10 protein-coding genes are annotated in these 11,982 nt (G+C 50.3%); 7 read left to right on the top strand and 3 right to left on the bottom strand.

The window, feature by feature from the left end:
* On the top strand, positions 1 to 271 hold a 271-nt coding region (locus Q0294_RS19895), incomplete at its 5' end, for a hypothetical protein (RefSeq protein WP_299468945.1).
* Between the two features lie 97 nt (positions 272 to 368).
* Positions 369 to 1,649: a BBP7 family outer membrane beta-barrel protein gene (locus Q0294_RS19890; RefSeq protein WP_299468943.1), complete on the top strand. Its 1,281-nt coding sequence runs from the start codon at positions 369 to 371 to the stop codon at positions 1,647 to 1,649.
* Positions 1,650 to 1,662: 13 nt separating this feature from the next.
* On the opposite strand, the gene Q0294_RS19885 is transcribed toward Q0294_RS19890, so the two are convergent.
* Together Q0294_RS19885 and Q0294_RS19880 are read right to left on the bottom strand one after the other, a co-directional pair.
* Positions 1,663 to 2,592 (bottom strand): PmoA family protein, encoded by a 930-nt coding sequence (locus Q0294_RS19885; protein WP_299468941.1) that lies wholly within the window; start codon positions 2,590 to 2,592, stop codon positions 1,663 to 1,665.
* 110 nt (positions 2,593 to 2,702) lie between these two features.
* On the bottom strand, positions 2,703 to 4,097 hold the full coding sequence (locus Q0294_RS19880) for an SLC13 family permease (protein WP_299468939.1): 1,395 nt from the start codon (positions 4,095 to 4,097) through the stop codon (positions 2,703 to 2,705).
* Positions 4,098 to 4,312: 215 nt separating this feature from the next.
* On the opposite strand from Q0294_RS19880, the gene Q0294_RS19875 reads away from it, so the two are divergent.
* Positions 4,313 to 5,770 carry a pectate lyase gene (locus tag Q0294_RS19875; protein ID WP_299468937.1) on the top strand — a complete coding sequence of 486 codons (1,458 nt, stop codon included), beginning with the start codon at positions 4,313 to 4,315 and terminating at the stop codon, positions 5,768 to 5,770.
* Positions 5,771 to 5,781: 11 nt separating this feature from the next.
* Here the strand turns inward: Q0294_RS19875 and Q0294_RS19870 are convergent, their stop codons facing one another.
* Entirely contained in the window at positions 5,782 to 6,597 is an 816-nt protein-coding gene (locus Q0294_RS19870; protein WP_299468935.1) for a sugar phosphate isomerase/epimerase family protein, read from the bottom strand.
* A 295-nt stretch (positions 6,598 to 6,892) separates the two neighbouring features.
* Between Q0294_RS19870 and Q0294_RS19865 the strand changes: the two genes are divergently transcribed.
* The 4 genes from Q0294_RS19865 (at position 6,893) to Q0294_RS19850 (ending at position 11,946) form a co-directional block, all read left to right on the top strand.
* Positions 6,893 to 8,464, top strand: coding sequence for a hypothetical protein (locus Q0294_RS19865; protein ID WP_299468933.1), 1,572 nt, complete (start codon positions 6,893 to 6,895; stop codon positions 8,462 to 8,464).
* An 87-nt stretch (positions 8,465 to 8,551) separates the two neighbouring features.
* The gene (locus tag Q0294_RS19860; RefSeq protein ID WP_299468931.1) at positions 8,552 to 9,457 is read left to right on the top strand and encodes a sugar phosphate isomerase/epimerase family protein; all 906 of its coding nucleotides are present in this window, start codon (positions 8,552 to 8,554) and stop codon (positions 9,455 to 9,457) included.
* 152 nt (positions 9,458 to 9,609) lie between these two features.
* On the top strand, positions 9,610 to 10,908 hold the full coding sequence (locus Q0294_RS19855; protein ID WP_299468929.1) for a Gfo/Idh/MocA family oxidoreductase: 1,299 nt from the start codon (positions 9,610 to 9,612) through the stop codon (positions 10,906 to 10,908).
* A gap of 138 nt (positions 10,909 to 11,046) precedes the next feature.
* Positions 11,047 to 11,946, top strand: a complete 900-nt coding sequence (locus tag Q0294_RS19850; protein ID WP_299468927.1) for a hypothetical protein — start codon at positions 11,047 to 11,049, stop codon at positions 11,944 to 11,946.
* Positions 11,947 to 11,982: the final 36 nt, after the last annotated feature.

The raw sequence follows: 11,982 nt of genomic DNA, 5'->3' as shown, positions 1-11,982 counted from the left end.
AGGCAGAGGCATATTCTTTGACCTGATAAATGCGACCAATTCTTCTGTCATCATCGATAACAACCAGATCGGCTTATTCGATGGCGATAGCTTTATCGAACAGGCCGTCGGATTCAACGCCATGACCAATGGACCGCTGATACTGGGTACCGGAGTGAATAACGTTGTGAATGTGACGACTGTCGGGAATAACAATACCTTCCTGCTGTTCAATCCCGGCGGAGGTACATTTAATGGCCAAATCAGCCTGAATAACTTCCTGCTTCCATAACTATAAATAATGTCTCGTTTTAAATAACACTCTTGTGTGTTTTGATCCAAATATTTCAAGGTTTTAATCGATGAGTCGCACATCCTGGAAAGTAATAATGATTACTCCATTCAGACTAAGTGCACTACTGGTGTTGCTGTACGCTACCGGATTAACGGTGGGCGAAAATAATATAGCAGCAGCCGACGATGGCACGATGGATTATGTCATGCAAGGTGACGAAGAACTGGTCGACGAGCAATATGGAGGCGATCCCGGAATCTTTTCGGGCGTCAATACGTATTCAAGATCACTTGTTCGTAAATTGCCCGTGGATCGCGGGTGGACCTATGATTCACCTATCGACAAATCGATTAAAAACGTGTTCCGCAGTACCAAACTGCGGTTGGAATATCTGCACTGGTCTATCGAAGGGCCTGATAATATTTTATTGAGTGCACCAATTCTGGGTAACTCTGACCCGACAGAACCATCAGCCGTTTTTGACCGTTCAACCGGAATCGCGCGAGGTAACGGTGTTGCCTTGAATTACATCGACCGTACCATGGATACCAACGGGATGCGGGGCGTGCTTGAGTTTGCATTGCCGGAAGGCAGCCTGGAGTGGAATGTCTGGGGTCTCTTTAAAAACGAATCAAACCGCCCGACAAATGATATTTTTGCCACACAGACCAATTCCATTCCTGCCGATGATCTGGTGGTTGTCACGAACTTTAATATCAACGGTGAGCTGGCATCCAATACCAACGTCTACGATACCAGCTACTCGGTCAACCTGAATACGGAAATGGTTGGTACGGGGGTCAACTATATTTTAGACCCCTATCTGCCCGGCGAAGGTTTCCGCATGCAACCGTTATTCGGTTTTCGTGTGATCAGTCTGCAGGAAGCGATGAATCAGGTTGGCGTCGATTCCGGTGGTGGGATTGGGACACCCCGTACGACGCAGATTTATTCTAAGGTTGAGAATCGTGTGTTCGGTCCCAGCATTGGTGCCCGCGCGGAATTCAAGCACAGTCGGTTTTCAATCGGGGCGGAGCCGAAATTTACATTCGGTTTCAATCGTAACACCAACCAGGTCGCCACCGAGCAGTTGTTCGAGGCCACTGATCCACGCATCGTTTCTGTCGAGAAGAACAACGAATTTTCACCGACGTTCCAGCTTACGCTCTATGCGAAAGTAAACGTGAATGAGCACTTTAAATGTTTCGTCGGCTATGATTACCTGTATATTGGTCAGATCTCACGCGCCTACGATATCATTGATTACAATGAAGACCGTGCCTCGACCAATCCCGCAACAGGCACCAAAGTGCGTCAGCAAAACTCTAAATTCTCGACCGACGGGATCACGGCCGGTATTGAATTAGTCTGGTAAGACCGCACACTCGCTAGGAAGTTCTGGTTACAGTGGCGCTGGTATGTCGCTGTTCAGGCTTTTTCAGCTGATAAGGCTGACTCTGAGCAAACTCCTGATAGATCCCCTCTGCCTGAGCGTGATTGATTTCCCCTGCGTGCGCCTGCAACAGGAAGCGAAATGTTATCGGCGACTTGCGAGTTGTTTCCAACGTGCCATGCATGCAGGGAGAGGCCCCCATCCAGCCATCTTCACGCACATGCCAGGAGACGGCATCACCTGATCCCGCAATCGGATTGGAAGGATGATAGAAATAGGTAATGCCTTCACTGACATCCGGGGCAACCGGTCCCGAATAATCCATCCATTCCGCCGGTTTCCCGAAGATCTCTTTCTCACCCACCTGTTTGCGGCTGTTTGTAATCTTGCCTGCTCCAAAAAAACTCGAAATCGATTTGGCAACACGGACTGCCAGAAAACCAAAATTCGTTTTCTGAAATTCCAGTGATTCTGCCGTCGGGAAAAACGTGGATTGCAGTTCTAAAAACAGCTCATCGTTCGCATTCGTTCTGATGGCGGAAATCGATTCCTGCCGCAACAGAGGCTGAGGGTCGTGGCCGTCAAACCATTCCAGTTCGACAGCCAGAATCGCTTCGTCTTCTCGTTCATCGATTGAGAGCCAGCGTTTCTGAATAATTTGGGCCCCCGTATTCTCGGCCCAGAAATTGATGCCCAGCACCTGATGATGGGCAAACCAGACCGACCGATGATGATCGTGGTTCGGAGCCCCAGGGTGTCCGATGCGCGTTAACGGAATGCCAGCCGGCCCGGTCAGAGGATAAAAAAACGGACGCGAGTATTTAGGATCGTAGTGCCAGCGGAGCCGTTCTTTGCCTTTCACGCGAAAAGAAAATTGAAAATCGGGAAGGGGAATGATTTCACATTGTGGAAAAAGTTGACTCACACGAGGATCCCCTGTTTTCAAAAAAGTGAAGGGCACGAATTTCGAAACACCACTTACTCCAGAATATGCGCTGCTGCATGCTGTGTAAAGTTAAGTATCAGGAAACGGAACTACGACATCGGCCAGACGATGGAGAGCAGAATCGTTGTCGCCAGACTGGTAAAGCCCAATACAACGAGTAACGGCGTCCAGGATTTTAACGCTTCTGTTTCGGTGAGACCGCTCATCTTGCAGAAAATCCAGAAGCCGCTGTCATTCATCCAGGAACCAATCAATGAGCCGGCACCGATTGCCGTTGCCAGATAAACCGGATCAAAGCCGAGCAGTTCGGTATTCACATTCATCGTCGCCAGCATGGCCGACGTGGTAATCATGGCGACGGTACTGGAACCCTGTGCGACTTTCAATAAGGCCGCGATTCCAAATCCCAGAAACAGAAAACTCATTCCGGTTGCACTCCCATCCGTGCTGCTGAACTGTGCCTGAATGGCGGGGCCGATTTGGGCGACCGTCAACATTTTTCCGAAAGCACCTCCTCCGGCTGTGATCAGAATAATCACACCGCCGCTCATCAGTGCATTTTCAACGGTGGCCCCTAATTTGAGCAGCGTCAATTTTCGCTGACGGAAGAGGATCACGAGTGCGATTGCCGTCGCTACCAGAAGTGCAAAGTTGGCATCTCCAATGATTGATGTGAACGGGCTGATTTTTTCCAGCAGACCTTGCGGGCCGACACCACTGGAAATCAGGGAACCGACCAGTGTGTTGGCCGTAATCATCAATACGGGTAATACGATCGGGCAGAGAGAAACAGTCAGTGAAGGGAGTTCATGTTCTTCCAGCGGATCGGGGTCTTTATGTTCGGCGACTTCCCGCATGGGAATATTCATTTTACGGTTGGCAAACATCGCAAACAAGATGCCCGCAAACGCAGCCGGCAGTGCAACCAGGATGCCGACAAAAATCATTTTTCCCAGGTCGACTCCCAGATTGTCGGCCATTGATAATGGACCGGGTGTGGGAGGAACCAGTGTGTGTGTGATCGCTCCCCCAGCGGCAATCGCCATGATATACATCAGATAATTTCGTTGCGTACTGCGATAGAGCGAACGTGCCAGGGGAATTAAGAGATAGAAGACCGTATCAAAAAAAACGGGAACCGCCAGCACGAAACCGCTGCCCATCAAAGCCAGTGATGCATTCTTTTCACCGAGCGCATTCAGAAACGTTCTGACAATCCGGTCTGCGGCTCCACTGTCCATCATACATTTGCCGATGATGGCAGCCAGCGCAATCACGATTCCGATACCGGAAACGGAATCACCGAATGCGATGGCAACGCGCTTGATGCGATTAATTCCGTCTGCAGACTCGGGACCCAGCAGGCTGACAACCATCGCTGCCGTGATCAACGCCAGAAATGCATTGATCTTCAGGAAGATGATCATGCCGATGACGACGGCGATACCGATGCCTAATATCACAAAAGGATAGTTTTCCAACATAAGCGCTTCTCCGGAAAAATCTTAGGTGAATCTCTCAAATGGGTATGAGCATTACATAGATTTGCCTGAGACGCAAGCGAGTGCCTGATAGAAAAATCCCCTTCTCCTATTATGAACGAGATTAAGTAATACTTGCTTTCACTGGAAGCATGCTTTTTGTAGGATGGAATGGTTTTGCGGTCCCTGTTTCTCCTGCTGCTAAGGAATTTCCGGCAATGCCTGTTTCTTTGACCTGTCCGAGAATCCATTTTCTGATTTTTCTCTGTTCGGTTTGCATGGGGGGAACTTCTGAACAATGTCTGTCTGCTGAAATCTCGATCGACGATGCGAAGCAGGCGATGAAAAAAGCCACTCACTTTTTTACGAGCGATGTATCGACCTCAGGCGGTTATCTCTGGAAGTACAGTCAGGACTTATCACAGCGTGAAGGAGAAGTGGGCGCTACTGATTCGACGGTCTGGGTGCAGCCTCCGGGGACTCCCACCGTCGGCGCAGCTTATTTGACCGCTTATCAGAAAACGGGTGAGCCGTATCTGCTGGAGGCGGCCAAAGGCGCGGCTGATGCATTGATCAAGGGGCAATTGAAATCGGGGGGCTGGTCTTATTCGATTGATTTTAAAAACCGGGCAGATTCCCAGTATCGAATTGAGGGGGGTGGCGCCAAGGCACGCAACATCACTACATTTGATGACAATACGTCGCAAGCCGCGCTACAGTTTTTAATTCTGCTCGATCAGGAACTCAAGTTTCAGAATCAATCCCTGCATGGCGCAGTCACGTATGCTTTGGATTCGTTTCTGAAAGCGCAATACCCGAATGGAGGTTGGCCTCAACGTTATTCGAGTTTTCCCGATCCGAAAGAGTTTCCCGTGCTGAAATCCAGTTATCCGGAAAGTTGGCCGCGCGAGTTTCCGAAACAGAAATATCAGAGTTATTACACGTTCAACGACCATGCCATCGAGGATCTGGTCGATCTGATGTTTCTGGCGCATCATGTTTACAAGGAACCCCGCTATCGCGAGGCGGCTTTGAAAGCGGGCGACTTTATCATCCTTGCACAAATGCCCGAACCACAACCCGCCTGGGCGCAGCAGTACAATCAAAAAATGCAACCTGCCTGGGCGCGAAAATTTGAACCTCCGTCTGTGACGGGCGGTGAGTCGCAGGGAATCATCAAGACGCTGATGCAGATTTATATTTATTCGGGAGAGAAAAAATATCTGGAGCCGATCCCGTCTGCGCTCGCTTATTTGAAGAAATCGGAACTGCCTGACGGAAAACTGGCCCGTTTTTATGAGTTGAAAACGAATCGCCCGTTGTACTTCACGAAACAGTATCAACTGACTTATGAGTCGGACGATTTACCTACGCACTATGGTTTCATTATTGATTCCAAAGTCGATTCTCTGGAAAGCCGTTATCGCAGTCTGCTCAAGGCATCTCCCGAAAAACTGGCTTCGATGCGATTTCCCACACGCCGCGTGCGTTTAACACCCTCATTAACGGCCAAAGCGAAATCGGCGATTGACGGGCTGAATGCGCAAGGTGCCTGGACGGTGCAAGGCGAAATCCGATCTGCGGATTTGAAGAATACGCCGATCATTGATACGCAGGTTTTTGTAAAGAATCTGGAAACACTGGCCGATTTCATCGCCGCGCAGCAACGTGACTGACGAGAATGGGATTACGCGTTTTCCGCAATCGCCTGCATGCGTTCGAGTCCCAACTTAGCGACAGCCAGCGGATCTTTCTGCCAGAGATCTTCACGGAACAGTTCGAGCGAGAGCCAGCTTTGATAACCGATCTGCTTCAAGAGCCGGCAGTAACGTGTCAGATCGAAATCTCCGTCACCGGGCAGCACGCGGTCCGGGTCCATCTGTTTTTCGCGGGGGATGCTGTTGACGGCGTCGTTAAAGTGCGAAATGGCAATCTGTGCCGGTTTGAGCTGGGCGATGGTTTCCATTGAGCCGCCGCCACGGAACACATGAAACGGATCCAATACGAGGGTCGCCTGCGGGTGTCCCGATTTCTCGACAATTTGCAACGCGTCTTCAATTCGTGTGACCGCTTCCACAAATCCCAGAAATTCAACAGCCGGTTTGGCGCCCGCTTCAATGCCTGCTTCCAAAAGTTCGCGGTAGCGCACAGCGCCGAGATCATAGTCCGGTTTTTCGCGATGCGGGCAGCAGATCACATATTCGGCTCCCAGTTTCGCCGCCAGCCGGATGCGTTGCAGACAAGCGTCGAACACAGCCGGATATTCTTCCGGCGTCGCAGACCACCAGTCACGCAGCATGATCATCGTGGGGATCGCCAGCCCTGATTCCTGAATGGCTGCGGAAATCCGTTCCAGTTCACCCCCCTGAGCCAGAAATGCTTCGACTTCGTCAAACCAGAGTTCGATGCCGCGATAGCCGGCTTCTGCCGTGATCCTGATTTTGTCAAGCAGAGGAGTTGTACGAATTGTACTGGCATTCAGGCTGTAGAGAAAAGAACTCATGGAGGTGGTCCCTCAGAGGAAAAAGGAGCAGAAACAGTCATAGATTCAGGCGTACTTTGACGTAAGAAGAACAACAGTGCGTTTTTTCGGTCAAATTTTCGTTCGCTGCAGCCAGTGAAAGACTGCCCGGCTCATTTTGCCTGAAATGACGCTGATGATCAACTCAGGCAGAGAAAGAAAAGGTTACTCGACTCTGCATCGTAAATTGGTCACAATAAGAGAACCGTTATTTTTCCGGATTCCCGATTCAAGCGCGATCAGAAAACCGCAGGTTCCATTTTAGAATTTGTTCCTCATGAGAGATTGTTGTTGCTATCGAATTTATTGCGGGATCGCGCTGGTCAGTTTACTGATCACCGGTTGCGGTTCGGGATCGCCTGCGCCGCAGGCACCGGTCGAATCTGAAATCGTCGTTTCAAGTGAATCCGCGATCTCTCAGGCTGCTTCTAAAAAAACTTCTCAGGCAGCATCAGCCAGTCCGGTTAATTCATCACCAAAACCGGGTGTCAATCACACTTCAAATCAGAATACTGCTGACGTGAAGACTTCGGCTGAGAAAATTCCGGAAGTCCTCTATCGCCCCAGCGATCAGAGACCGATTCACAATAATCAGCGCCTGGCTTTGTTGGGGATTCACTGTTATGAATCGCCGCGGTTAAAACTTTATACGGATATCGACCCTGAATTAGCGGCGACGCTCCCGGCAGTCATCGACCAGGCGTATCCGGCTCTGGGTGATTATTTTGGCCCCCTGCCTCCCGATCGTGAAGGGACAGAGTTTCAGGTGACCGGTTATATCATGCAGAACCGGGAGCTGTTCCAGAAAGCGGGTGTGATTCTTGAATCGTTACCGAAGATCATCAATGGCCGTCATCTGGGGGCACAATTCTGGATAGATGCGCAAAGCGAGAATTATTATCAGCGGCATTTGATGCTGCATGAATACACTCACTGCTACAGCATGATCATGGAAAACATAGGCGCGCCGGTCTGGTATCTGGAAGGCATTGCGGAATCGATGGCAACACACGCTATTGGCAAGGATGGCAAGATCCAGTTTAACGTCATGCCCCATAACAAAGATGACTTCGCCGGTTTAGGCAGGATCTCACTCATCAAAGAGGCTGTGCAGACAGCGCCGCCGAAATCGATGTTGGAAGTGATGCAGTTCGGACCTGCTGATTTTGTGAATAATAACGAAGCCTATGCCTGGTCATGGGCGCTGTGTCAGTTTTTTGACAAGCATCCTCACTATGCAAAACCGTTTCGTGAATTGCCACGCCACATGCAGGGGACACAGTTTTCTCATAAAATTCAACAGCTGATTGATGATGATTTTTCTGAAATTAACGATGCCTGGCTGTTATTCGCCCGGAATCTGCTGCCCGGTTATGATTTTGAACGTGCAACGATTGCCTTTGCCCCCGGCTTACCGATCGACCCGGATGCCTCTGCGACCGCGACGATCACCAGCGATCATGGCTGGCAGTCGAGCGGAATGCACGTCGATCAAGGCAGTACCTATGAGCTGCGCGCAGCAGGGACATTTACACTGGCTGAAAAACCGAAACCCTGGGAAAGTACCGCGAACGGGATCAGCTTCCGTTATTTTAAAGGGCAGCCTTTAGGGCGACTCACCATGATGATCCGACCGGAACCGGGAGCAAGTAACCCCGACCAACGTTCCATTCTGCAAGAGTATCCTCTGGGGGCAAACGCAACCTGGATGGCGACGGTTTCGGGAACGGTTTATTTCCGTCTGAATGATGCCTGGAATGAACTGGCGGACAATCAAGGGAGTGTGACGGTGACGGTGATTCAAAAGAAAAATGCCGATTCCGGACCGGCGTCAAAAACAGCAGATTGAATTGCGACCGGATCGGGAGCACGGTATGCTCGATCAAAGTGAAAGCGAGTACCGTTCATCAATAAAACTGATCACAGGAGCAGAGTCATGCCGGATTTATTTCATCGATTTATTGATGTTAAAGATCAGTTTTCGCGCAGAACATTTTTGAAGCAGGCGTCGGCCACTTTACTGGCAGGCAGCGTGGTTCAACCGCTTTTTTCGATCGCCGCTGATGCTCAACCTGCGACGTCGAAAACCGGAATCAAAAAAGCGGTCAAGTATCAGATGATTACGGAAAATGTGCCGGTCCTCGATAAATTTAAAATGCTGAAAGACGCGGGATTCGACGGAACAGAAATTCATTTTCGAACAAAAGTCGATCCGAAAGAAGTCCGGAAAGCCATTGATGCCACGGGAGTTCAAGTGCACGGCTTTCTGAACAGCAGCCGGGATGAACTGAAAGATTCGATTGATCAGGCGAAATATTATGGCGGGACGAGTGTGCTGGTCGTGGCAGGCGTCGTCAATGAGAAAAATCCGTACGATGTCGTTTATCAGCAGCAGCAGGCCAAGCTGCGGAAGCATCTGCCTTATGCGGAAAAGCAGGGAATCAAACTGCTGGTGGAAAATGTGTGGAATAATTTTCTGCTGAGTCCGCTGGAGATGGCGCGTTTCATTGATGAACTGGAAAGCCCGGCGGCGGGTGTGTACTTCGATGTCGGCAATGTCGTTCGCTTTGGCTGGCCCGATCAGTGGATTCGGATTCTGGGGCCCCGGATCGGGAAACTGGATATCAAAGAATACAGCCGCAAAAAACAGATGGATGAAGGGCTCTGGAAAGGCTTCCAGGTCGAAATTAATGAGGGAGACTGCGACTGGCAAGCGGTGTGTAAGGCGTTACAGGAGATTGGTTACACTCAAGGCTGGGCGACGGCGGAAGTCAAAGGAGGCGACCGTCAAAGATTACAGGATATTTCAGAACGCATGGATCGTGCTCTTGCTCTTGGCTGAAAGAGAGTTGATAATAAATAAAGATCATTAAGAAGTTTCTGTCTTCAAATGATCTCCCCCCTGACTCCTACCACTGGCGGACTCTGCAGAAAAAAGTTCGCTAAATCCAGAGATGAAACTTAATGCTTTATTCTGAATGAAAGGTTTTTCCCATGCCCAAATCTGCCGCCGATCAACAGCCGTCCCAGGGACGCCGCACATTTATGAAACAATCCCTGGCGTTGGCGACCAGCGGGCTTGTCATCAATCCTGCGTTAACCACAGGTGCTTTTGCCGCCAGTTCGGAATTGATCAAAGTCGGTCTGGTAGGATGTGGAGGCCGGGGAACCGGAGCCGCTGCTCAAACCTTGCGGGCCGATCCCAATGTGGAACTGGTGGCGATGGCGGATTCGTTTGGTGATCATCTCGAACAAAGCTATCAGAATCTGAAGAAAACCGACGTTCAGGACCGCGTGAAAGTCGACGCGGAACATAAGTTTGTCGGCTTTGATGCCTACCAGAAATTAATCGATTCCGGCGTGGATCTGGTTCTGCTGGCCACACCCCCGCATTTTCGCCCTCAGCAATTGAAGGCGTGTATCGATGCCGGCAAGCATGTCTTTTGTGAAAAACCGGTTGCCGTTGATGCGCCCGGAATTCGTTCGGTTTTGAAAACGACAGCGGAAGCGAAGAAGAAAAACCTGACGATTGTTTCCGGGCTCTGCTGGCGCTATGAACCCGGCATGCAGGAGATGGTCGACAAAATTCATAATGGCGGTATCGGCGATATTGTTTCTCTGCAGAGTATTCGTTTCCTGGGCGGCGTTGCCAAAATGGTCAAACGAAAACCGGAATGGTCCGACATGGAATACCAGATGCGCAACTGGTATTACTACACTTGGCTCTCCGGCGATTTTAACACCGAACAGTTCGTGCACGAACTGGATAAACAGTCGTGGGTCATGGGCGAGTACCCCGTTCGCTGCTACAGTACCGGCGGCCGTCAAACACGGACCGGGTCTGACTATGGCCAGATTTTTGATCACTTCAGCACCGTGTATGAGTATGCCAATGGAGCGAAGTTCCTGGCATCCACGCGACATCAACTGGGCTGCAGTTCCATGTTTGTTGATACCGTCGCGGGTACGGAAGGGACAGCGACATTGATGAAGTATCAAATCGAAGGCAAGAATCCCTGGAAGGGAGGCCGCCGCCGTGGCAACATGCATCAACTCGAACACGATGCCATGTACAAGGCATTGCGGAACGGCGAAATTATTAACAACGGCGAATACATGGCGAACAGTTCGATGATGGGAATCATCGCCCGCATGTCTGCTTATACGGGCAAGACGCTTACCTGGGAACAGGCCATGAATTCGCAAGAAGATCTCTCTCCCGAGAAATACGATATGGCAATGTCTCTGCCGGAACCCAAAGTGGCGACCCCCGGAGTGACCCCTTTCGTGTAAGCGGAGAATGAAATCGAAATCGATTAATCAATTGAACAACCGGTGTGTTTTCCGCATGCCGGTTGTTTTTTATTGGTCTATGGAACATGATTGACACCAGTTGATAATCAATCACCTTTATTTAAATCGGAGGAAGTGATGAAGTCGCTCATTGATTCGCTTTTGCTGTGGGGAGTTTTGATCGGCGTCTGTTTTGCTCAATGTGATTCACCTCTCCGAGCCGGTGAGAAATCAGCAGAGAAAAAACCGGCGGAGACCAGGCTGAGACTCTCGCGTGAAAATAACATGTTGTATATTCACGGCGCACATTTTCCCGGCGGAAAAATTCCCATCAATTATCTGGAAGCCTACTGTCGCGCGAATTCGACCGATGCCGACTGGGGGAAACATACCGTCGTCAAACATGAAACACAGACGCTTTCGCTGAATGAAGATCAGACCGTTCTCAAGCTGAAGTGTACTGTTGCGGATGGCATCACCGTACATCACACGATCACGGCAAAGTCCGATGAGGTCGATTTTCAACTGGTGGCTCACAACCCGACCAACCGACGTTCGGAAGTGCATTGGGCGCAACCTTGCATTCGCGTCGGCGATTTTACCGGTCTGGGACAGGCGACGACGGATGATAAATATGCTTACATCAAAAAATCGTTTGTCTTTCTGGATGGAAAACCGGCGCTGATGTCCACCCGGAACTGGGCCACGGAAGCACGCTACATTCCGGGCCAGGTCTGGTGTCCGCTGGATGTACCCCGCACCGATGTGAACCCCAGGCCTTTAAGCAAAGAAGTACCGAGTAACGGCTTGATCGGTTGTTATAGTGCTGATGACCGTTGGATTTTCGCGTCCGCATTTGAACCGTATCAGGAACTGTTTCAAGGCGTAATTCGCTGTCTGCACGCGGATTTTCGTCTCGGTGGTCTGCAGCCCGGCGAAACGAAAACGATCCGCGGCAAGATCTATATTGTTCCCGCAGATATGGATGCTCTTGTGAAACGCTACGAACACGATTTTCCCGAGCACGTCAAAAAGTAGTCGAGAGTTGCAAGTAAATCAGCACTGTCGGGCCAG

Source organism: uncultured Gimesia sp. (assembly GCF_937919775.1).
Taxonomy (GTDB): Bacteria; Planctomycetota; Planctomycetia; order Planctomycetales; family Planctomycetaceae; genus Gimesia.
Note: the sequence above shows the minus strand (reverse complement) of the source record. Positions and strands in the feature narration are given on the sequence as shown.